The sequence below is a fragment of the Tumidithrix elongata BACA0141 genome, assembly GCF_036349135.1.
In the GTDB taxonomy this organism is placed as follows: domain Bacteria; phylum Cyanobacteriota; class Cyanobacteriia; order Pseudanabaenales; family Pseudanabaenaceae; genus Tumidithrix; species Tumidithrix elongata.
On the sequence record NZ_JAZBJZ010000034.1, the window covers coordinates 22,690 to 44,598 of the forward strand.

21 protein-coding genes are annotated in these 21,909 nt (G+C 45.3%); 4 read left to right on the top strand and 17 right to left on the bottom strand.

Translation table 11 applies throughout. The features are described from left to right. Positions 1-128: 128 nt before the first annotated feature. Together V2H45_RS10530 and nadA are read left to right on the top strand one after the other, a co-directional pair. A complete protein-coding gene (locus tag V2H45_RS10530) occupies positions 129-950 on the top strand; it encodes a creatininase family protein (protein ID WP_330483599.1) in 822 nt (273 codons plus the stop codon). A gap of 175 nt (positions 951-1,125) precedes the next feature. After that, positions 1,126-2,109, top strand: a complete 984-nt coding sequence (gene nadA / locus V2H45_RS10535) for a quinolinate synthase NadA (RefSeq protein WP_330483600.1) — start codon at positions 1,126-1,128, stop codon at positions 2,107-2,109. Between the two features lie 36 nt (positions 2,110-2,145). On the opposite strand, the gene V2H45_RS10540 is transcribed toward nadA, so the two are convergent. The 3 genes from V2H45_RS10540 to V2H45_RS10550 all read right to left on the bottom strand — a co-directional run bounded on the left by V2H45_RS10540 (position 2,146) and on the right by V2H45_RS10550 (position 4,305). Continuing rightward, entirely contained in the window at positions 2,146-2,721 is a 576-nt protein-coding gene (locus V2H45_RS10540) for a PT domain-containing protein (protein ID WP_330483601.1), read from the bottom strand. A gap of 129 nt (positions 2,722-2,850) precedes the next feature. Continuing rightward, positions 2,851-3,732, bottom strand: a complete 882-nt coding sequence (gene argB / locus V2H45_RS10545) for an acetylglutamate kinase (RefSeq protein ID WP_330483602.1) — start codon at positions 3,730-3,732, stop codon at positions 2,851-2,853. Positions 3,733-3,858: 126 nt separating this feature from the next. After that, positions 3,859-4,305 carry a hypothetical protein gene (locus V2H45_RS10550; RefSeq protein WP_330483603.1) on the bottom strand — a complete coding sequence of 149 codons (447 nt, stop codon included), beginning with the start codon at positions 4,303-4,305 and terminating at the stop codon, positions 3,859-3,861. A gap of 211 nt (positions 4,306-4,516) precedes the next feature. Between V2H45_RS10550 and V2H45_RS10555 the strand changes: the two genes are divergently transcribed. Beyond that, positions 4,517-5,545 carry an RluA family pseudouridine synthase gene (locus tag V2H45_RS10555; protein WP_408648766.1) on the top strand — a complete coding sequence of 343 codons (1,029 nt, stop codon included), beginning with the start codon at positions 4,517-4,519 and terminating at the stop codon, positions 5,543-5,545. Between the two features lie 75 nt (positions 5,546-5,620). On the opposite strand, the gene V2H45_RS10560 is transcribed toward V2H45_RS10555, so the two are convergent. The 14 genes from V2H45_RS10560 to V2H45_RS10625 all read right to left on the bottom strand — a co-directional run bounded on the left by V2H45_RS10560 (position 5,621) and on the right by V2H45_RS10625 (position 20,599). Continuing rightward, complete coding sequence (locus tag V2H45_RS10560; RefSeq protein ID WP_330483605.1) at positions 5,621-6,004, bottom strand: pentapeptide repeat-containing protein; 384 nt, start codon at positions 6,002-6,004, stop codon at positions 5,621-5,623. Between the two features lie 826 nt (positions 6,005-6,830). After that, positions 6,831-7,712, bottom strand: a complete 882-nt coding sequence (locus tag V2H45_RS10565) for a ferritin-like domain-containing protein (protein ID WP_330483606.1) — start codon at positions 7,710-7,712, stop codon at positions 6,831-6,833. Between the two features lie 132 nt (positions 7,713-7,844). Then, a complete protein-coding gene (locus tag V2H45_RS10570; protein ID WP_330483607.1) occupies positions 7,845-9,212 on the bottom strand; it encodes an adenylate/guanylate cyclase domain-containing protein in 1,368 nt (455 codons plus the stop codon). A gap of 85 nt (positions 9,213-9,297) precedes the next feature. Further along, positions 9,298-9,855, bottom strand: a complete 558-nt coding sequence (locus V2H45_RS10575) for a hypothetical protein (protein WP_330483608.1) — start codon at positions 9,853-9,855, stop codon at positions 9,298-9,300. Positions 9,856-10,141: 286 nt separating this feature from the next. Continuing rightward, positions 10,142-11,692, bottom strand: coding sequence for a GGDEF domain-containing protein (locus tag V2H45_RS10580; protein ID WP_330483609.1), 1,551 nt, complete (start codon positions 11,690-11,692; stop codon positions 10,142-10,144). A 52-nt stretch (positions 11,693-11,744) separates the two neighbouring features. Further along, on the bottom strand, positions 11,745-13,130 hold the full coding sequence (locus V2H45_RS10585) for a helix-hairpin-helix domain-containing protein (RefSeq protein WP_330483610.1): 1,386 nt from the start codon (positions 13,128-13,130) through the stop codon (positions 11,745-11,747). 129 nt (positions 13,131-13,259) lie between these two features. Then, positions 13,260-13,610 carry an STAS domain-containing protein gene (locus tag V2H45_RS10590; RefSeq protein ID WP_330483611.1) on the bottom strand — a complete coding sequence of 117 codons (351 nt, stop codon included), beginning with the start codon at positions 13,608-13,610 and terminating at the stop codon, positions 13,260-13,262. Beyond that, complete coding sequence (locus V2H45_RS10595) at positions 13,607-14,059, bottom strand: ATP-binding protein (protein ID WP_330483612.1); 453 nt, start codon at positions 14,057-14,059, stop codon at positions 13,607-13,609. The genes V2H45_RS10590 and V2H45_RS10595 overlap by 4 nt, the downstream gene beginning before the upstream one ends. A 144-nt stretch (positions 14,060-14,203) precedes the next feature. Continuing rightward, positions 14,204-15,001 carry an ABC transporter permease gene (locus V2H45_RS10600; protein ID WP_330483613.1) on the bottom strand — a complete coding sequence of 266 codons (798 nt, stop codon included), beginning with the start codon at positions 14,999-15,001 and terminating at the stop codon, positions 14,204-14,206. Beyond that, on the bottom strand, positions 14,994-15,884 hold the full coding sequence (locus V2H45_RS10605; RefSeq protein WP_330483614.1) for an ABC transporter permease: 891 nt from the start codon (positions 15,882-15,884) through the stop codon (positions 14,994-14,996). The genes V2H45_RS10600 and V2H45_RS10605 overlap by 8 nt, the downstream gene beginning before the upstream one ends. Positions 15,885-16,014: 130 nt before the next feature. Continuing rightward, positions 16,015-17,082 carry a hypothetical protein gene (locus V2H45_RS10610; protein WP_330483615.1) on the bottom strand — a complete coding sequence of 356 codons (1,068 nt, stop codon included), beginning with the start codon at positions 17,080-17,082 and terminating at the stop codon, positions 16,015-16,017. Between the two features lie 608 nt (positions 17,083-17,690). Next, entirely contained in the window at positions 17,691-18,065 is a 375-nt protein-coding gene (locus tag V2H45_RS10615) for a DUF1257 domain-containing protein (RefSeq protein ID WP_330483616.1), read from the bottom strand. Positions 18,066-18,114: 49 nt separating this feature from the next. After that, on the bottom strand, positions 18,115-19,725 hold the full coding sequence (locus tag V2H45_RS10620) for an AAA family ATPase (protein WP_330483617.1): 1,611 nt from the start codon (positions 19,723-19,725) through the stop codon (positions 18,115-18,117). A 37-nt stretch (positions 19,726-19,762) separates the two neighbouring features. Further along, positions 19,763-20,599, bottom strand: a complete 837-nt coding sequence (locus V2H45_RS10625; RefSeq protein ID WP_330483618.1) for a leucine-rich repeat domain-containing protein — start codon at positions 20,597-20,599, stop codon at positions 19,763-19,765. A gap of 80 nt (positions 20,600-20,679) precedes the next feature. Between V2H45_RS10625 and V2H45_RS10630 the strand changes: the two genes are divergently transcribed. Further along, a complete protein-coding gene (locus V2H45_RS10630; protein WP_330483619.1) occupies positions 20,680-21,777 on the top strand; it encodes a S66 peptidase family protein in 1,098 nt (365 codons plus the stop codon). The last annotated feature ends 132 nt before the right edge of the window (positions 21,778-21,909 follow it).

The following is a 21,909-nucleotide window of genomic DNA, read 5'->3' on the forward strand; positions in this document are numbered from 1 at the left end:
GGGTGTTTTCGCAAGCTTATAACGAATGCTACGAGTTTTAGGTGGTAACCACAAAAACTGCTTTGAATCTTACTACTACAATCATACGCAAGTTACAGTTGTTTTTACTGGTTATGGGTTGAGCGCATATGATTCACTCTTTTATTCCGCCCGATCGCTTTTTTGCCTACCTGACTTGGCAAGAGATTGCGGCGATGCCTAACAAGGCGAATGTGGCGATCGTGCAACCGATGGGGGCGATCGAACAACATGGCGCGCATTTGCCCCTTGTAGTTGATTCAGCCATTAGTATGGGGGTATTAGGTAAAGCACTCGAGAAACTAGAACCAGAAATTCCCGCCTATAGCTTGCCACCACTTTACTATGGCAAATCTAGCGAACACGATGATTTTGCGGGCACGATTACGCTGACCACTCAAACCATGCTGGCTGTCTTAACGGATGTAGCCGAGAGCATTTATCGAGCAGGATTTCGCAAATTGGTATTGATGAACTCCCACGGCGGACAACCCCAAATTTTAGAATTGGTCGCGAGAGACATCCATCAGAAATATCCAGACTTTATGGTGTTTCCTCTATTTACATGGCGAGTTCCTCATGTCGCCGCTGAATTCCTAACTGCGAAGGAAATGGAATTGGGAATTCACGGGGGAGATGCCGAAACCAGTCTCATGCTATCGCTTTTACCCGATCGCGTGCATATGGACAAAGCCATTACAGAATATCCCCATGGGTTGCCGCAGCATAGTTTGCTATCTATGGAAGGAGCCAATCCCTTTGCTTGGGTCACCAGAGATTTGAGTAAGAGTGGCGTTTTGGGCGATCCGACTGTAGCGACCAAAGAGAAAGGCGATCGCCTTCTAGATTCTCTCGCCGATAGCTGGGCGCAGTTAATTAGAGATATTTATCATTTCCAACAACCTCAAGCTTGGCGAGAAGCAAGCCATTAGGTGATTGCTTTGGAATGGGTGCAAGAGCCCCGACCTTTAAAAGTTTAGGCTCTGAATTCCTGCAAAATCTATCTATCGGAGTAGTATATTTTGGTAATTAGTACTATAATTATTTATATCTTAAAGATGATAAGCAATATAAACTCCTTCACTAACTCACCAGCCGAGGCAAGCCGTGTTTCTTACCTTACCCAAAAGCGATCGACAACAACAAGCGACAGCATTTTCTCAAATCCCCCACGATCTGTTTGAGGCGATCGCCGAACTCAAGCAGCAACTCAATGCTGTAATTCTTGCCCACTATTATCAAGAGCCAGATCTACAGGACGTTGCAGACTATATCGGCGATTCGTTGGGTCTCTCTCAAACTGCCGCCAACTGTCAAGCCGATGTCATCGTATTTTTAGGCGTTCATTTCATGGCAGAAACAGCCAAAATTTTTAACCCCAACAAACAGGTTCTCTTACCAGATTTAAACGCAGGTTGTTCTCTCGCAGACAGTTGCCCTCCCGCACAATTTGCCGAATTTAAAGCCAAACATCCCGATCATTTAGTGATTTCCTACATAAATTGCTCGGCGGCGATTAAAGCGATGAGCGATATTATCTGTACGAGTGCCAATGCTGTGGCGATCGTCAATCAAATTCCTAAGGATCGGCCGATTATCTTCGCGCCCGATCGCAACTTGGGTCGCTATGTTGCCGAACAGACAGGTCGAGATTTGGTGCTGTGGCAGGGTGCTTGCATCGTGCATGAGATCTTTTCAGAACGCAAATTGGTGGAACTCAAACAAGAGCATCCCCATGCTGAAATTATTGCCCATCCTGAATGCGAACCCAATGTCCTGAGACATGCTGACTATATTGGCTCAACTACGGGGCTTTTAAAATACGTGCAAACTAGTTCCAGCCAAGCATTCATCGTTGTTACGGAAGAAGGTGTGATTCATCAGATGCAAAAGATGGCACCCGACAAACTCTTGATTCCTGCGCCACCTGATAATGGTTGCGCTTGCAATCAATGCCCTCACATGCGTCTAAACACCTTAGAAAAGCTCTATCTTGCCATGAAGCATCGCACCCCTGAAGTGACCTTAGATGAGTCAATTCGTTTGGCGGCGCTGCGCCCCATGCAACGGATGTTAGACATGTCAAAGTGAATCACTTAGAAGGAGTTCGCTCGAAATTTCGGAACGTCAACTCTGGAACCAAACGGTTAACCAAGCGATCGCTAAGCCAAGCAGACAAACCATGCTCAATATAATTATTGTGGTTACGCGACTAAAGGATGCTCCGATCATTTTTTCAACGGTTATCGGAATTGCAATAATTCCCATCCAAATAATTGCCGCAATAATCAAAGTGACAGCCGAAGCCTTTGCCCAAAAAATTAAAGCTGCAAAAATTACCACCCCGCTCAAAACATAGCCCCAAGCCGTCAAGGAATAGTCCGTTAAGGTTGTAATGGTTGGTAGTAATAGCAAGATCGCAATTCCCGCGATCGCCAGATATCGCTGGTAAACCATCAACAAAACCAACAGGGTATTAATTAAGGAACTACAAAGCAGCAAAATTGCCAGCCATAGCCAAATTGGAGAAGTGATTTTCCCGTTAGGTTTTAACTTAAACCTTGGTGTAAACCTTGATATAAAACTCTGTTTAGAACTTGGTTGAGGAATAGGCTTGTCCGTTGGTTGGTCAGTAGATTTAGCACTGGGTTGAGCAGTGGGTTTAGAACCAGAATCATCAGATTTGGGCGGCTGACCAGACACTTTGGTAATGAATTCTTAAAGAATAGTGGGAGCGAAGCATTCGCATCAGTAGATCTGCGATCGCGGAAAAGACTGCTTTGCAAATGCTTTGCCCTTGAGGATTTGATATTTGTCAGAAATTAACCAATCTTAGATAATTTCACCATTTGCTGGATCGGAGGCAACTAACATCGAACCCACACCACTATTGGTAAATACCTCTAGCAACAGAGAATGAGGCACACGCCCATCCACGATATGAGCCGCCTTGACCCCCTGAGCGAGCGATCGCACGCAACATTGTACTTTAGGGATCATGCCCCCACTGACCACACCTCTCTCGATCAGCTCTCTCGCCTGTTGAATACTCAAACTGTGAATTAGACTACTTGGATCCTTGTAATCTTCTAAAATTCCTGAGATATCCGTGAGGAGTACGAGTTTTTCAGCACCCAGAGCCGCTGCCAACTCACCCGCCACCGTATCTGCATTGATATTGTAAGCCTGACCTGTCTCATCGCAAGCAACACTGGAAACCACTGGAATATGACCAGCCTTGAGCAGGGTATCGAGTAACCTGATGTCAATACTACTAACTTCGCCGACAAACCCGATCGCTTCGTCACCTTGAGGTCTAGCACGGATCAAATTGCCGTCTTTACCACACAAACCTACAGCAGAGCCCCCTTCAAGATTGATCAGCTCCACAATCTGTTTATTTACGCGCCCAACCAATACCATTTCTACGACTTCCATCGTGGGCGCATCGGTAACGCGCAAGCCATTTATAAATTGAGGCTGAATATTTAATTTAGTCAGCCATGTATTGATCTCAGGGCCTCCTCCATGGACTAAAACTGGACGAAGCCCCATAAATGACATCGTGACGACATCACGCATCACGCCCTGTCGTAAGTGTTCTTCTTTCATCGCCGCGCCACCATATTTGACGACAATGGTTCGCCCTGCAAACTTTTGCATATAGGGCAAAGCTTCGCTGAGCACCTGGACGCGATCGTTATCTGTTAGCATTTAACCCCTCAAAAAACCTACGTTGGATTTATTGTATCGCTCAGCACTGAGCTATCCGCTATCAGGATTACATTTTAGGGAAAAAGGTAATCGGTATTCAAAACTGAAAACTGACGAATCTAAACACTAATGTTGCCGCGTCAGAACGGCTTCCATCGTACTTTCTAGGTTTTGCCCGCCCACAATGCCGCTAGACAAAAGATAGCGATCGGCATCTTGTTTATAGAGGGTTTGAAAACCCGTACGCATTTTTTTGTCACCCATCACCCAATAGCGTTGCACGATCGAATCAGGGGCGACTAAGCCTTCGCCCTCAACTCTACCCATCTCGCTATGCTCCAATACAAACGTAAATCTACGTTCATCCGCATCGATGCGGCCCCGATAGGTTAAGGTAACTTTGGCGCGATCGCTGTCAGGAAAGGTGAGTTCGGTCACCATCGTGAACCAAAAGTTATCTTTAGACCACCCGACTAAAGTTCTTCCCTTTACAGGAATCGCTAGAGCTTCGCGGTCTAGCCAACTGCCTTCAAACGACCACCTGCCCGGTTGCATCAAAAAAGTATGAGCCACGATAGTTTTTGTTTGGTAACTTTTGTGTATGCCACGAATAACTAACCATTATGACAAATATGCTACACAAAACTTGTCACATCTAGAAATCCTCCTTTCGAGCCTACTGTAGACATAGGCTGTAGGTGGAAAACGGCTAAATCTCAAAGCTCATGATAAATCTATGGCTATGCTTTCTTCGGCTCCGTTAGATATCCCCAATACCCATTTAATGATTGCTGTACCACCCGATCTGGTTGGGGATCGGATCGATCGCTTTCTGACTCAACAACTCCCAGATATGTCGCGATCGCGTTTGCAAAAACTAATCGAATCTGGCTTGGTCTGCCTAAATGACCGTGTTTGCGACGATAAGAAAACCTTGGTAAAAAGTGGCGATCGCCTGACAATTGAAATTCCTGCAACGAAGCCTCTTGACCTAATCGCACAGTCGATTCCGCTAGATATTCTTTACGAAGACGAACATCTGTTGGTCATTAATAAACCCGCAGGCTTGGTCGTCCACCCCGCCCCAGGTCATGAAGACGGAACTTTAGTGAATGCGCTATTAGCCCATTGCCAAATTTTAGAGGGGCAAATTGTAGAAGGGCAAAATTTAGAGGCTCAAACTTCAGCGTTTGACGAATTAGAAGAAGAGCCGAACCTCCTCCTAGGTAGTAACGGATCAGGCAGCAGTTTATCGGGAATTAATGGCGTTCAGCGTCCGGGCATTGTGCATCGCCTAGACAAAGACACGAGTGGCGCGATCGTAGTTGCCAAGACTGACCAAGCACATCAACATTTACAGGCACAGATCCAAGCTAAAACAGCGCGACGAGAATATTTGGGTATCGTGCATGGCATCCCCAAAATAAATTCTGGCACGATTGAGGCGGCAATTGGTCGGCATAGGAACGATCGCAAAAAGATGGCAGTGGTGGCAGATGGTAGACCTGCGATTACCCATTGGCAAGTCCAAGAGGTATTGCGCAATTTCTCCCTATTAAAATTCGATTTAGAAACTGGGCGCACCCATCAAATTCGCGTACATGCAGCGCATATGGGGCACGCGATCGCCAACGATCCTGTGTACAGCCTCAATGCCAAGGCAATGGCAAAGCAATTCGCGAAATATCTAACAGGACAGGCATTACATGCTTGGCGTTTGACCTTTATCCATCCTATCAGTGGCGAGGCGATTGAAGCGATCGCGCCTTTACCCGAAGGATTTGAACGGTTGCTAAAGCATTTACGCAATTAATCCCAAGTTCAGTTGAATAGAACCTCTCTTCAGAAATTCTCTAGTTGATGCCTAACGATAATTTATAGTTTTACATTATTCATGGACAGAACCGTCGGGCATGATTGCTCCACTGATTTTGGTATGGTCGAGTTTAGACAAACTGAGATCGGCTTTAAGTAGATTTGCTCCTTGTAAATTGGCACGACTGAGATCGGTTCGTGTGAGAATTGCTCCCCGCAGATCGGCTTTTTCAAGATTGGCGCGGCTGAGATCTGCCCATCCCAGATCGGCACCTCGTAGGTCTGCACCGCTAAAGTTGACATGGGTAAGAATAGACTCGCTTAGGTCAATACCGTGCAGTGCCACGCCTTGCATATCGACGTCATGTAAATGAGTTTGCTCGAAATTACGTTCTCCTTTAGCGTAGCGATCGAGCAGTTCTTGTTTGGTTAAGGCAGCATGAGGCGGCAGGGTCATAGGGTGAAACTCTCTGAACAATTTTATAAATTTAGCGATGTTTAGCGGCAACTTTACAAAGGTAGGAATTGATAGCGATCGCATTCACGCTGAATTTCGTACCACCTACAGGCATTCTAATGCCCGAACACACTTGCCATTCTAGCTTTTGAACCTTGACATAGCAATCCTATGCGATCGGATGCAATGATTTGTCATACTCCGATAGCATTTCTCTCTCACTCCATTTAGGATCGTGGATTTATTAAGGTGCTGTTCTTTAGAAATAATGGGCATTCTAAAATAATGACTCTACACCATTAGAATTGCAGGTAATTTAGTTCACGATCCTTAGTAGATCTAAAACCCTATCCAGAAAAGCATTACAAGGATTCCAAAACCATATTTTACGAATTACTAAGGTCGATCTCCTTTCATGGTTCGAGGAGTAGAATTAGGTATAAATACTTCCTAGGAGGTTCTTATGGTTTCCTACAAATGCCCAGATCAAATCCGCGAAAATTACTGCAAACACCCTGGTCAATGTTCTCGTGAATGCCTAGTACAGCGTTGTCTAACTGTTCTCAATGAAAGTAAAACCAATCCTGCCTATGCGAATTGGGCGAACCAAATGCTCAAACTCATTACAAATAAGAATGCCACTACTGCCTATCTTTGATGTTGTGTCTAATAAATATCCCTTCAAGATCCCCCTCAATTTCCCTTAAAAAGGGGAAGAATCAAGAAGAACCTCTTCTCCCTTTTTTTAAGGGGGCTGGGGCATTGGAACCTTTGCTGTGAAGGAACTGATTCGCAATATCCAAAAATCCTTAGCCCGAACTCAAGGTTAATTGCTCTCTGCTTTTTGAGTAGCTTTGAGATTTGCACTAAAAAACATTGGAATGAACTTCTCAACAAACTGAATGGGATCGCGTTCCCAAGCCTTTTGGACGAGATCTATACGGGTTTTTTGTAGTTTGGGAGAGAAAAGCGTTTGAGGTAGATGTTCCATCAGATATTGGGGACGTTGCCACAATGGAAGGGTATCGACAACCTTCATCAAGTTGTTTACGCGACGAAGTTCAGCTCCTGCCAGCACATCCATACCAGACTCAAAGGCTGCCTGCTCGATCGCTGTATATTTGCGCTTCGCATTCTCTACCCTTTCCCGATGCTGAGGACTCTTTTTGGCAATTTCGGCTAACTTAGCATTGCCCCAACGAACGTGCGCCGCTTCTTCGGGCATAATCATTTCTATGGTTTCCCTAATTTTGTCATTTTCAGGGCTTGGTAGTGCTTTGAGTGCCTTGATATGCGCCGAGAAATATTCGCAACCACGCTTTTCGGTGACATTGATCGCTGCCAAAGCATCAATCAATATATCTTCGGGATTCTCATGCACGCTCCGATCGAGCAACCGCTCAAATTCATCAACATAAGAAGTTCCTGGTGGCGTACCAATGGGCTCGTTTAGTTCGTAGAGCAGATCGGTAAGCCAATAGGCATGACGCGCTTCATCAGAGACGTGATGGGATAGTTCTTTACAGAGTTGACGAGGCTCTCCATTCAAACGTTCGATCACATCTGTTAGATCTTTACAACTGCGCTGTTCGCTAAAGCGATACCGATTGAGCGTTACCATGTGAATTTCACGATTTAAAACAACTTGATTTAAGATGTCTTGAGCGCTGAGCTGATCTCGAAACTTACGGGGGTATGTGACTGTCATAGCAACGTTTATTTTTTAATTTTAGATTTGATGATTAAAGAAGGTAATCGGAATTTTACATCAGATTGGTGGAATTGTAAAGAAATGTAAACTAGGCTCGGGCTTTCCTGTTGATCTCTTTAAATTAATTCCCTACTGTTTGTGGTGCTTTCCTTGCAACAGATAGGTTGTCATCGTGCCTTTCCCCTTGATGTCAATCCCCTCGCGAAGTTGAAACTCATATTTCCCTTTGAGATGGGCATAGGTGGTCTCAGACACTTGAATGCAATTCGGTAAACCATGAGATTCCATGCGACTGGCTGTATTTACCGTATCTCCCCAGAGATCGTAGGCAAATTTTTTAATCCCAATCACCCCTGCCACCACAGGACCGCTACTGATTCCAATCCGAATTTGCAAGGTAGATGCGCTCTCATGATTAAAGCGATTGACTTCCTCTCGCATCCCCAAAGCCATTTCTGCGATCGCTTCCGCGTGGTTGGTAAGGGGAAGGGGTAGCCCCGCTACCACCATATAGGCATCGCCAATCGTCTTGATTTTCTCTAGGTGTTTGCCTTCTGCCAAGCGATCGAATCGAGAAAAAATTTGATTGAGAAGTTCCACAAGTTGACTGGGCGGAATTTGCGCAGAGAGTTGCGTAAAACCAACAATATCAGCGAATAGAACGGTCACATCCGCAAAACTATCGACGATCAGGGATCGATCCTTTAAGCGTTCAGCAATAGACTGGGGCAAAATATTGAGGAGAAGCTGTTCCGATCGCTCTTTTTGAAACGTTAACTCTTGATAGGCTTTGTTGAGCTGCGATCGCGCCATAAATTCGCTCTTTTGTAAGCGCTCGTAGAGAAACACAGAAAGATTCTCCATGATGCAAACCCAAATTAGCAATAAAAAGATGATGGTTGATGGAATCGCGCGATCGCCTAAAGTGATTGTAAGTACATGGGCAATGTCTTCTCCAAAAGCTCTGATAATTGCAAAATAGCCCAAAAAAGAGGCGATCTGCAAGGTTAAGTGTAACTGCCAACGAACGGGAACTAGGGTGGCATTCCCTAAAAAAATTAAAACCCAAGCGACAAAAGCAGGGCTGTAGATACCACCAAGACCAACGATAACTTGACTAGATAAAATCGTTGAGAGCGAAGGAACTAAGAGAAAATAGCCAATATAGTGCTTGTTAAAAAAGAATCTCAAAAAAAGAATACAAGCAATAAAAATTGCCACATTTAGAACTTGTATGCCCAAAATAACGAAATGACCAGAGGGTCCAATATTCTCTGGCAGAATCCTCAGCGTAAGCGTCCAAACAATAAAACTGAGGTTGCAAATTAAGCCGACCCAAGCCAGCAAATAAAGCCGCGATCGCATAAATTGCGTTCGCCATTCGTAGTAATCAGGAGTAGAACTGGGCGAGGGCGTTGGCAGAGACAAAAATCGGAAAACCGAATTGAATAGATTCTGACTCCGAGGTGAAGTTTTGTCTGACGCTTTTACAGCCATGTTCAAAAATCCCCCTAAGTATTTGTCGTGCCCCAACAAAATTGCGATACTGACCTAAGAGAATTTTAATACTGTTTAGGGGTATCTACACCCTTACGATTCGTCCCCCTTGCAGTTTATATTTCACAATTTTTGTACCTGTTTGCTCTCGATTTAGTATGGTCACAGCAATCTCACCTGATTTTAGAAGCGCAATTTTCTTGACCTTAATCCGATCGTCCAAATACAGAGTATCTATATTCACTGGTGTGCCTTGCTGATTCATGACGATAGCTAAAAACTTATAGTTATTTGGAGCGCCAGGACTGACATTCAAAACTACGACTGCGTCTTTAGCCCCATCTTTGTCTAGATCTACGATCGCCGTATAGGTCTCAAGTTTGATCGATGTTTTTTGAGATGCCCCTGTTTTGTAGACATATTGACCGTTGACCAGTCTAAATTTGCCGTAGTCAGGGACTTGATATTCAGCATTGAGAAGCGCTTCTTTGGTCAGTCTGGAATCGCTTGCAACGCTCATTTGAGCGATCGCACCCTGATTTACAGTCGTTTCACCTAGTGTTGCCGTAAAAGCTTTAGGCATAAATGAACTCGAAATACCTAAAACCAGCCCTGCGATCGCCATTTTTTGCCATAGTTTCATGAATGCAACCCCATATTTTTTATAATTTATACCAATTTCCTAAATATTTGCGACAGATCAGGTTTTAGATTCCGCGCTGAGCGCGATTTTTTCAAAAAAAGATGCAACGCATCTTTTTTTGAAAATGGTATTAGATCTAAAACTGTCACTTTATAGCTAGCATTTCACACCTTTACTCTATTCAGCAGTCTATAAAATCAGCAATTTCTTGAAGCTCTAAGCCTTACAGTCACTTGTCTATTCTTTCTAAACAGACCGACCTCATCAACAGTTTGTTCCATATAGTTTACGGAACATCTTGAGTTGAGAAAACGACTTGATTTCTCCCTAATTCCTTTGCCCGATATAACTTCTTGTCACTTTGCTCGATCAAGGTCTCTGGCGAAGTTACTGGATTGGGAATCACGGTCGAAATCCCCAAACTGACTGAAATATAAGGACAGGCGGTTGAGGTGCTATGCTCGATCTGAAGATTTCGCACCTGCTCTTGAATGGCGATCGCAACGCGTAAACCTCCCTCATCATTGGTATTAGGCAAGATCGCAGCAAACTCCTCCCCGCCATAGCGAGCCACTAAATCGCCCGATCGTTGCAAGGCATGACGAATTGCCTGAGCCACTTGGCGCAGACACTCATCGCCAGCCTGATGTCCGTAAGTATCGTTGAATCGCTTGAAGTAATCGACATCGCACAAAATCAGCGTGATAGGCCACTGCTCTCGGATGGCGCGTTCCCACTCTTGGTGTAGGTAGCGATCGAAACATCGACGATTGGCAATCTGCGTTAAGCCATCGAGATCGGCAAGCTTTTGCAATTCTTGATTTGCCGCCTGAAGCGCAGCTTCGGAAATTTTTAGTAACTGCTGGTTCCGAATCGATTTATCCAATAGCAAGCTGATGATAATACCCAGAGAAATTCCAACGAGGAAAAGCACTCCTGTTAACTGATTAAGCATTTCCTCTCCCTGCTGATATTCAAGTAGGGGGGCGCGTACAACGATGGTTTGAATCGGCTGGCGATCGCTGTTGAGTAGATCGATCTCGCCGACAATCCAGCGCTCCTCCTTGATGTGGGTGTTTTGGGAAACCTTAAGAATCGCTAAGGCATCAGACGCAGTCATAGATAAATCTGGGACAGGGTTTTGTCGAGTGCCAGACTGAATGCTTGCTTGTGGGGGCAATGGCACAGGCGCGATCGAATCTAGTTGTAAGGGAATTTCGCTTTGCTTTTCTAACTGGGTTAAAAATTCTCGATTGATAAATATCCCCATCAATAAGGTTCCTCGGTACGATCCTTTACCATTACTGCGTAGAATCGGGCGAGAGGCTAACAACAGAAGGTCATTTGTGGTTTTGACCGCAGCCACATTTCGACTATTTTCTAAGGCTGGGTCATTATCTGCGGGAAATTCGGTCAACCGTTTCTCTTTGAGCAGATCGGCACGAAGGCGATCGGGTAGTGCTTTTATTTGTCGCGATTTTCGGTCTACCCAGTCGAGGTGAATGAAATTATCCTCACGATCCAATATGCCCAGTACATCTAGAGATAAATTTGAGAGCCCCTCAAATGAGTAATTTTTGTGATAAAAAGCTGGATCGCGCTTGCGAATATACTCGTACATCTCCGTCCAAGTCGCTTCTTGATGGGCATTGGTGTCGAGCTTTTCTACCTGTTGAATCAATGTGGATGCAATGTGCTCTAGTCTCTTTTGCATGAGCGTTTGCTCCAATAGCGCAAACCGCTGCAAAATCGGATGGCGTATGCCCAAGGCAATTCCTAGTAACAAGATTGCAAGGCTTGCATTACTAAGCAGTAGTGTCTTGAGACGCAAATTCAAGGGTTTAACTGAAAAGGGACATATTCGTCTGGACTGATCCCATGTGAATGAACTATTGCGTAATCAGAGCATCAGGGGTGGCTTTAAACCCTGCTTTGGTGAGAGCCTCGACTGTAGAAATATCGTCTTTAACCCAAAACTGATTACCAAACCGAACTAGCTTGGAATAGTACTCTACTGAAGCGATCACGGGGACTTTTCCAGTTTGAGTTTCACTCTGGCGATCGCTATTCCTATAGCCATTCTGTTTGACAGGCTGTTGCACATTTTGCGCCCCCACCTGTTCGCTCAACACTTGACGCAACCGATTTAAAGCTTGAATATCCATTGCCTGTTCGTGGCTTAGTTCTACCCGCACCATTCGCACGGCTTCGATCGCTTGGATATCCTCAATAATCAATTGCGCCCGCTCGTCTTTGCGATCGACTTTGCCCCACACCATCAAGCGGCGATCTAGCTGAACGTGCGATCGCACCTTGGCATAAACTTTCGGGAAAATTACGGCTTCGGCACTGCCCGTGAGATCTTCTAGTTGCACGATCGCCATCGGATCGCCTTTTTTCGTAATAATTTCTTTGATTTCCAGAATTAGCGCGATCGCTGTGACCGTGCGATTCTCTGCACTCTCTTGCAGATCGCCTAAATTGATCGGAGCCATCAGTTTTGCAGACTTACTTACCCCTTTGAGCGGGTGATCGGAGAGATAAAACCCTAAAAGTTCTTTTTCTAAGCGCAACTTTTCTTGCGGCGGAAAATCCTCGACCATAGGTCCATGGGGTTCTCGCTCGAAACCTGAATCGGCGTTGCTACTACCTAATAAATCGAATAAATTACCTTGACCTGAGGCTCGATCTTTAGCATTCCGAGAAGCCCACTCTAACGTAACTTCTAGATCGCTAATCAACTGGTGGCGGTTGGGCTGAATCGTATCCAACGCACCTGTTTGAATCAGTGCTTCTAAGGCTTTTTTATTGAGAGCGCGGGAGTCAATGCGGCTACAGAGGTCAGATAGGGATTTAAATGCCCCACCTTTATCTCGGGCGGCAAGAACGACTTCGATCGCGCCAGTGCCTAAATTTTTAATTGCGGCTAAGCCAAATAAAATCTGCCGCCCGCGTGGGGTAAAATCCACACCCGAACTATTCACATCTGGGGGCAAAACCTCAATCCCCATGCTATGGCAACTCGCAATATACCTTTGGACTTTATCTTGGTCGCCACTGACCGATGACAACAAGGCTGCCATGTACTCGACAGGATAGTTAGCCTTAAGATAGGCAGTCTGATAAGTTACATAGCCATAGGCAACGCTATGAGATTTGTTAAAGCAGTTTGAAGCAACACAACCATTGTTAAGAATAAAGTTGTGATCCTGTTTTAGCCCAATGTCAAAGACAGCTTGGTTACCTAGAGACTTACGACTGACAATCTTTACCACATTACCTACCAGTCATGCGAACAGTTATCAGGAAAAAACAAATTAGCCTTCAGCCAAGAGCCAAATGCTAATTGTCAATTATCGTCAATCGTGAAATCGGAAAAATCGATCTCGCAAAATCCTATGGTGCTATGGCTCGAAGCCCTCTAGTTCAGGTACTTCAGCAACGAGATGTACGCCTTGAATGTAAAGCGATCGCCCATATTTGCCAACATTTTCTAAACGCAGTTTTCCACCTTGCTTTTTGGCTTGGACTGCCATATCAATGGCGGCACCCACGCCTCGGCTGACGATTTTAGTAACACCTTCAAAGTCAAGCACAATAGCAGTAAGATTTCGCTCTAAATAGGGCTGCACTGCTTGCCTAAAGTAGGGCACAGTGGTTACGCTCAGAGCACCATTCAGCTTAAGAATGACTTGCTCTCCATCGATGTGCTCAGATATTTTTAGTTCATCTTGTAAAAAAGAGGAATGAGTCATGATTGTGGTGTCAGAGAATGTGCGTCAGGACTAGTTAAAAATTTACTCATACGAATGATGGTTCCTTGGTCTGAGGACTCGATCTCAACTTTGTCAACCAATGCTTTGATCATATGTAAACCAAAACCACCGTTTTCAACCCCTATTTCAGTCATAAGGTCAAAATCTGGGGCAGGGACGCCATCTGGATTAAAGCCGGGACCGCGATCGCGAACCTCCAAAACTAGGCTGTTGTATGTAGCAAAGACCGCAATCTCTACATCCATTTCAGAGGTACTGTAAAGAATGGCATTCACGCAGGCCTCAGTCAGAGCTTGAACAATGTCTTGGACATTATTCGGCTCAAACCCCATTTTAGTAGCTAGTACCTCAATTGCTGCTATGGGAATATCCTCAATCCCTTCTACTGGAGGGATCGATATTCGCAGCTTCAGTGACTTGTCGCTCATGCGGAGTCTTAGTTAGCTTTGCCAAGAGTAATATAACATAGGTTTTCTTGCTGATTAGGCGTACCTAATTTGAGAACAGCCATGCCATATACAAAGGAAGTTTACAATACTTAGGATACATAAGTGCAGACCTACGTGCTTACATTATTTATCTTTTCCCCAATTCCTCACATATTCGGCAATGAGTGCCATGGTTGCTGATGCCACAATTAGTAAAACACTAAGGGCGTTCAACTCAGGCGTAACGCCTGTTCTGAGGGAAGTAAAGATAGCGATTGGTAAGGTGGTTGCACCTACGCCAGCCGTAAAGTAAGCAATCACAAAATCATCCATACTGAGAATAAATGCCAGCAAACATCCAGATAAAATCCCCGGTAGCAGTTGCGGCAATAGCACTTTGATAAAAGCTTGAACTGGGGTAGCACCTAAATCTAAAGCAGCTTCTTCGATACGGGGATCTAGTCCAGCCAAACGACTGGAAACGACTACAGTCACATAGGCCATACAAAAGACAATGTGAGCCATAATAATTGTGCCTAGACTCAGTGGCAGTTGCACTGCGCCAAAAAACACCAGCGTTGCTACTGCGATCGCAATATCGGGAATGACCAAAGGCAGAAAAGTCACACCTCGATAGAGGCTTTTGCCAGGAAAGTAATAGCGCGATAGACCTACGGCGGTAAGCGTACCAAGCACCGCTGAAACGCTGACTGCCGTACATGCCACCGTTAAGCTACTTCCTAGAGCAGATAACAGGGTGGGGTTATTAAAAAACTTGGTGTACCAATTTAAGGTAAAACCCGTCCAACGCGATGTGGAAGAAGAGGCGTTGAAACTAAAGACTGCCAACACAGTAATTGGCAGGTACATGTAGATAAATGCTAATCCTGTGTACCAAGTCTGCCAACTTTTTAATTTTGAGGGGGTTATGACGCTAGCCATCGCTGACAACACTCCTATCCCCATACTTGAGTACTAGGGCAATCACAATACTCACAGCTAAAATTAGCACCATACTGATCGCCGAACCAAAGCCCCAATCACGGCTCGCTCCCAGAAACTGCAATTCAATCAGAGAAGAGATCATGCTACTTGCAGGGCCACCCAGAAGGTGGGGGTTGATATAGTCACTAAAACTGGAAATCAGAACGAGGGACGAACCCGCGACAATTCCGGGAGCAACTTGGGGCACAGTTACTTTAAAAAAGGTCTGCACTGAACTTGCGCCTAGATCCGCTGCTGCCTCTAATAAACGTAGATCTAATTTTTCTAAAGACGTATATAGAACCAAGACCATGTAGGGCAAAAAAGTATAAACCATGCCAATAATCACCCCTTCTGCCTTGTTGAGCAAATTAATGCCAGGAATGCCCAGTAAACCCAAAAAGCTGTTGAGCAGACCCGTGGGGCGCAAAATTGTAATCCAAGCGTATGAACGCAGGAGCGAAGATGTCCACAAGGGCAAAACAAACATCACCAACAGCAAACTTTGCCATCGTTTGGGGGCAATCACGGCAAGCCAGTAAGCCACTGGGAAGCCTATGAGCAAACAAAAGAATGTGGTGATTCCAGCATAGCCAAGCGATCGCGCTACCACGGTTAGGTAGATAAAATTGCCACCAATCGTCTCAAATACGCGTTGATAATTTTCGATACCAAAGCCTTGTTTTCCCAAAGGGACAAGACTTTTAACAAAGATCAAGAACGTGGGAATCAAAAGAAACCCTATAAGCCAGAACGCCCCCGGAAATAGCAAGCCGAGTGGCTCTAACCATTTAGGTGGGCGCTTTTGACGCAGGGCAGTATCTGGGTTGCTTGCTGCCATAAAGTTTTCAGTAAAGAAGTCTTCAGTTTTCAGTAAAGAAGTCTTCAGTTAAAAGTTATTAACCAATCAGGATACAGAATAAATCCACGAACTGATAACCGATAACCGATAACTGATGACCGATAACTACTTAGAAGTATATAACTCTGGCATCGATTCCACGCGATCGCAAAAAGTGAGATAAAGACTCAGCATTATCGCGACTAGCATAGCCTCCTGCATAGACATAGCTTCCTCGCCCAGAGTTGGCAAGATAGGCACTAGGAATATATTGACGTACCTTCGCCAACTGACTAGCACCGTTACCAGCAGCAGGAACCGCTGTCACGTAGCGATTTGCTGGGTTAGCTTGGCTCAGACTGCTTGTCGTATCTCCCCCTATAGTAGAAGGGTTGCTATAAGCGATCGGAGTCATGTTGCCCATTGTGGCAGAACAATCAACCTGAGGACAGGAAGATTGCACCATTTGCGTCTGTGGAATCGCCTGTGATGTTATCTGTGTTTGGGGCACATACTGGGCTTGTTGCACGATCTGTGTCTGCGGTACATATTGGGTAACCGTTTGGGGTACTACCTGAGTCTGGGGCACATACTGCGTTTGTGGCACCAGTTGCGTAACCGTTTGGGGTACTAGTTGGGTTTGCTGTACATACTGCGTTTGCGGCACATATTGAGTAACCGTTTGGGGTACCAATTGTGTGATTGTCTGTGGTGCAACCTGCGGCAGATATTGGGTAGAAACCTGCTGTGGCACTTGAGGTTGAGGGTAATACTGCTGAGAAATCTGCTGTGTATCAGATATCGTGGTGTACTGAACTGGATCGGCAACAGGGGTAACTTGAGTCGGCTGAGGTACAACCGCCTGTGTCGATTGAGTTTCAGGGAATGGCGTTTGAACTACAGGTTCTTTGCCTCCGCCCGATCTAAAAAACTTTTGAGCGGGTAAACCTGCTTGCTGCAATGTACGCACCAAGCTATCTGCACCACTTTCGTTATTAAAAATTCCTGCTTGAACTGCTGACTGCCCTTGAACGACAGTTGAGAAAGCAGATGGCGCAATGCTACGCACAGACTGTAAAGTTGTTGGACTGTTACTTGGTACAAACACTACATAGCGAGCATGTGCAACACCAGAAAGTAATGCCCAAGTCGTCAAAAATCCCGAACCGAAAAAGCAAATCTGTTGAACCCCTTTCACGTTAGTCTAGCCCCACTACCATAAATGCACATCAGTGTAGCGTAAGCGGTTCAAAAACTACAGATCGACTTCTAAAAACTTAAATTTGAAAACTGTCATAAGAAGTACATCTCTAACCAAGTAATCTTAAATTGTTACGTTCGGAATTGATTTTTTTAACAACAGTCATAAATTCATAAATAAGGACTTAAATTTTGTGATCGAAAAACTTAAGGGCATTCTCAATATTGTGATTTTTGTCTTTCTTGCCACATTTATTGGCTTTGAAATATGGACATTGATTGCTTACCTGCTCAAATCCCAAGTCTAGAATGAATCAACTCTAGAATTAATATAGCGATTCTGGGGATGGGCAAGATCTCAAGCACTCCACCAACAATGGATGGTAAGGGATGGCAAGGGATGGCAAGACAAAAACTGACTTAAAATGTGAGCATATCTCATAATTCTCAAGATCGGACTATCGGATTGCCATCTCTGTCTAGATCGATACTTAAAGCCCACAAGCTTTTACTAGTCTGTTGGCGCAACACTAACCAACTTAAGCCAAGAGAATAAGCCAAGAGAAACGGAGGATTGCCTTTTTCGCCAAAATCGTCAATCTTGCCTTAAGACCATCGTCCTACAACGACTCGTACTGTACCGTCTGCAAGTGTTGACTGCTCTTCAACGGTAAAGCCCTGTGCTTGCACTGTTGCCAACAAGGATTTATGGGCATATCTCTGGGTTACCGTGTTGATAAAGGACTCAGCATTAATATTTGCGCCCCAAAAATCGGCTACCAGCTCATAGCTGTCCCCCTGAAGGCGAAAGCCCAGATCGTAGCCATTAATTTGACGAACCACATAGTCGGCATGGGTCTTACCACCTGCATAGCCTCGCACCATGGTGTCTTTTTCGACGGGAAAGCCCAACTCTTGTAGGGTTTGTTGCAAAATCTGGCCGTCTTTAATTTGAACTTTGATGGTAGTGAAGTGGGACATGGCAGTAACTCCATTAACTGTCTTACATTTTACCCTTGATTTTTAATTTCTAGACTGGATCGGTTGGATCGATGCCCCGTTGGCTGGCAAATCTTCGCAACTCCTCTAGCAGCCCTTCATCATTAGAAGCCGTTCTTGCCCCAGCCTCGGCTGCCCAGTATTTTAGCGCTTCGATCTGATCGCGGGCGATCGCTGCCAGTGGAACCGTCTCTTCGATCGCGCGCAAAATATCCTCTGTAGTAAAATCTTCGCGCTTGCCCGTACTGCCACGCCCAAAGGCACGATGAATGCCATCGATAATCACCTGTTCGATTTCCGCACCGCTAAAATTTCGAGATTGACGTGCCAGAATCGATAGATCGAAATCTCTCATTTTGCTAGGGCGCAACTTTTGTAGATGGACTTTAAAGATTTCCCGCCGTTCCACTTCCGTTGGTAAATTTAAAAAGAAGATTTCATCAAATCGACCTTTGCGTAACAGTTCCGCAGGCAAAATCTGGACGTTATTCGCAGTTGCCACCATAAATACGGGGGCAGTTTTTTCTTGCATCCAAGTGATCAGCGAACCAAATACCCGCCGACTTGTGCCCGAATCCCCATCAGCACCACTGGCGAGATTGCCAAAAGCCTTATCAATTTCATCGATCCACAGCACGCAGGGGGCACTGGCTTCCGAGAGGTGAATCATCTGACGCACGCGACTTTCGCTTTCACCGACAATGCCCCCAAACAGTCTTCCCGCATCCAGTCGCAGCAGTGGCAGTCGCCATTCGTTTGCGATCGTTTTGGCGGAGAGTGACTTACCCGTTCCCTGAATTCCCACTAACAAAACCCCCTTGGGTGTGGGAATGCCATAGTTCTTTGCCTCTTCCGTAAAGGCATCGCGTCGAATTCTCACCCATTGTTTGAGGTTCTCTAATCCACCTACATTTTTGAGCGATTCCGAACCCGTAAAAAATTCTAGAATGCCTGTCTGACGGATTGCCTGCTGTTTTTCTGCTAGGATCGCATCAATATCTGATTCGTCAACCTGCTCTTTTGCCGCGATCGCTTTTGCCAAGACCCGTTGCACCCTAATGCGACTTAACCCCTGACAGGCTTTGACCATCTGTTCCCATGCTAGACCTGAAATTTTTAGCTTGTCGGGTGCGACCTTTTGCTTGATGAGTGCGGCAATCTCTTTGATCGTTGGTAATGGGAAGTCAATCACGGTAACTTCTTCCATTAACTCTGGTGGAATCTCTAGGGTATAGCTGGTGAGAATGAGCATGCGGCGATCGCTTTTTAAATCGCGTGCCAGATTTTTTAACTCTCTAATTACAGGAAGATTTCGCTCGTGGCCGGGATTTCCGAGAATGGCATGAAGATCGCGCAGGACAAAAATCACATTGTCTTGATCCTTCGCGCCAGGATTATCGAGCCTACCTACACGCATCAGGGCTGCCATAATCGAGCCCTTGTCAGAGCCATTATCGCTCCAGCCACGCACAATATCCCAGTAGAGGAGTTTGCGTTTAGGTGTAGCTTGTGTAGCAACCTGTTGTAAGACCTCCTCAATCGGTTCCTCCTCTGCTGCCACGATATAGAGTAAGGGGAATTTAGCCCGAATCACCAGATCGATCTGGTCGATCAGTTTTGTATGAATATCTGTTGGACGCATAGATTCGGATTGTTGAGTGCCGATCGCACCACATAAATTATGCTTGGATTTTTAACAGTGCCTGAAGGTATGTGAGAATTGATTTTGCATCGCGATCGCGAATATCCATGGGCATATCTGTCAAAGGGTTGCCACCAATTTCTAGCCTAGTTAAGTTGGTGAGTTTACCAATCTCAGGTGGGAGCGCCGTAAGCTGATTGTTGGCTAGATCTAGCTCGGTTAAATTGGTGAGATTTCCGATTTCAGGGGGTAGCGAAGTCAGTTGATTGTTGCCTAAATAGAGTTCAGTTAAATTGGTGAGATTTCCAATTTCAGAGGGTAACGAAGTCAGTTGATTATTTCTCAAATCTAGTTCTGTTAATTTTGTGAGTTTCCCAATTTCAGAGGGCAAGGCTGTGAGTTGGTTATCGCAAAGATCGAACCATTTTAGTCTTTCTAATTTACCGATTTCAGGTGGCAAGGATTGTAGCCTATTTTCATTGAGATCGAGTCGCGTCAGCTTCTTGAAATTGCCAACTTGAGAGGGAATCGTTGTGATTTGATTGGCGCTCAACATCAGCACCGTAAGAGTAGCAATTTGGGTTAGGGCGATCGGCAGTGCGGTTAGATAATTTGTACTCAAATGCAACCACATGAGTTTTTCCAGTTGCCCAATTTCATCGGGCAGGTCAGTAAGTTCGTTCTCGCTGAGATAAAGCCATGTAAGACCGTGAACCGTTCCAATTTCAGGGGGTAGTACCTTAATCTGATTATCGTTAAGATAAAGAGATATTTCCATCTCGGTTGCAGCCTTTTCAATCACTTGTAAAAGTTCTTGATCGTTCATGGGGTAGTCTATATAGAGATTTACTGGGATAGGATAAAACTTACACATCGTGACTTGGTAAGCTTGAATCAAAATTTCGTACTAGAAATTTCACTTCTTTTTAAGTATATTCGCTCAATTTGCCAATAATGCAACAGGATTTGTCTACAAGGCGACATTTTTTAAACCATGTTTCCATGGCGATCGCAACCGCAGGAGCCATTGGGGTCTGGCAAGAGGGGCTGCAAAACACCCTTGCGGCTACCCCCGATCGCGATATGCCTGCAACTATTAAACCACCCATGCTGCGATCGGGCGATCGCGTTGGGATGGTCGCCCCTGCTAGTAATGCCTACGAGCCTGAGGAGATTCAAATTGCCAAGGAGACCATGGAGCAGTATGGTTTCAAGGTAGAACTCGCGCCCCATATTGCTGCCCAAAACGGTTATATGGCAGGGCAAGATCGAGACCGAGCCAGCGATATTAATGAGATGTTTCGCCGCCCAGATATTCGGGGCATTGTGACATTTTCGGGGGGATATGGCTGTAGTCGATTGCTGCCCTTTTTAGACTACGACCTGATTCGGCAAAACCCTAAGGTGATTGTCGGACATAGCGACATTACTGCCTTGCTCTTGGGCATTCATCGCCAAACGGGGTTGATTACATTTCATGGGTCTTCGGGACTGACGGGGGTGGGGGACTATGCGATCGAGCATTTTCGCCGCACGATCATGTCCAACCAGCGGATTGGGGAAATTGCCAAGCCACCCAAGTATCAAGGTCGAGAAGTTCAAAGAGAGAATCGTTTGATTACGATCGCAGGGGGACGTGCAACGGGGCAACTGGTGGGCGGCAATTTAACCTTGGTGACAAATCTGTTAGGGACGCCCTATGAGCCTGATACGAGGGGAAAAATCTTTTTTCTTGAGGATATTGGGGAGGAACCCTATCGCATCGATCGCATGTTGACACAGCTATGGTTGGCAGGAAAGTTTCAGCAGGCGGCGGGGATTGCCTTGGGGCATTTTAAAGACTGCGTTCCTAAAGACTATCAACCTTCCTTTTGGCAAACAATTAGTTTAGAGAATGTCCTTCGCGATCGCTTTGGCGATCTAGGGAAACCTACGCTCTATAACCTGATGTTCGGGCATGTCACTGAGAATGCAGTTTTACCCATTGGTGCGATCGCCACGCTCGATGCCACAGCCAAAACACTAATTGTCAATGAGAGTGCTGTCATTTAGTTCCCATAAATATGGCATAAGGGCATCTCTAAAAATACAAACAAGAGTAGGAAGGGATTTGAGGAAAATGAGGTAAAATGCTAAGTACAGGACAAAAGATTGAGAGCATTAGAAAAGGCATCAGCGTTGAGT

Coding starts and splice junctions, on each gene's coding strand:
- V2H45_RS10615 (WP_330483616.1), bottom strand. CDS start 18,065: ATGTCCCACTTCACTACCATCAAAGTTCAAATTAAAGACGGCCAGATT.
- V2H45_RS10595 (WP_330483612.1), bottom strand. CDS start 14,059: ATGAGCGACAAGTCACTGAAGCTGCGAATATCGATCCCTCCAGTAGAA.
- V2H45_RS10565 (WP_330483606.1), bottom strand. CDS start 7,712: ATGACAGTCACATACCCCCGTAAGTTTCGAGATCAGCTCAGCGCTCAA.
- V2H45_RS10560 (WP_330483605.1), bottom strand. CDS start 6,004: ATGACCCTGCCGCCTCATGCTGCCTTAACCAAACAAGAACTGCTCGAT.
- V2H45_RS10570 (WP_330483607.1), bottom strand. CDS start 9,212: ATGGCTGTAAAAGCGTCAGACAAAACTTCACCTCGGAGTCAGAATCTA.
- V2H45_RS10630 (WP_330483619.1), top strand. CDS start 20,680: ATGCAACAGGATTTGTCTACAAGGCGACATTTTTTAAACCATGTTTCC.
- V2H45_RS10600 (WP_330483613.1), bottom strand. CDS start 15,001: ATGGCTAGCGTCATAACCCCCTCAAAATTAAAAAGTTGGCAGACTTGG.
- V2H45_RS10555 (WP_408648766.1), top strand. CDS start 4,517: ATGATTGCTGTACCACCCGATCTGGTTGGGGATCGGATCGATCGCTTT.
- V2H45_RS10605 (WP_330483614.1), bottom strand. CDS start 15,884: ATGGCAGCAAGCAACCCAGATACTGCCCTGCGTCAAAAGCGCCCACCT.
- V2H45_RS10625 (WP_330483618.1), bottom strand. CDS start 20,599: ATGTGTAAGTTTTATCCTATCCCAGTAAATCTCTATATAGACTACCCC.
- V2H45_RS10590 (WP_330483611.1), bottom strand. CDS start 13,610: ATGACTCATTCCTCTTTTTTACAAGATGAACTAAAAATATCTGAGCAC.
- V2H45_RS10575 (WP_330483608.1), bottom strand. CDS start 9,855: ATGAAACTATGGCAAAAAATGGCGATCGCAGGGCTGGTTTTAGGTATT.
- V2H45_RS10620 (WP_330483617.1), bottom strand. CDS start 19,725: ATGCGTCCAACAGATATTCATACAAAACTGATCGACCAGATCGATCTG.
- V2H45_RS10530 (WP_330483599.1), top strand. CDS start 129: ATGATTCACTCTTTTATTCCGCCCGATCGCTTTTTTGCCTACCTGACT.
- argB (WP_330483602.1), bottom strand. CDS start 3,732: ATGCTAACAGATAACGATCGCGTCCAGGTGCTCAGCGAAGCTTTGCCC.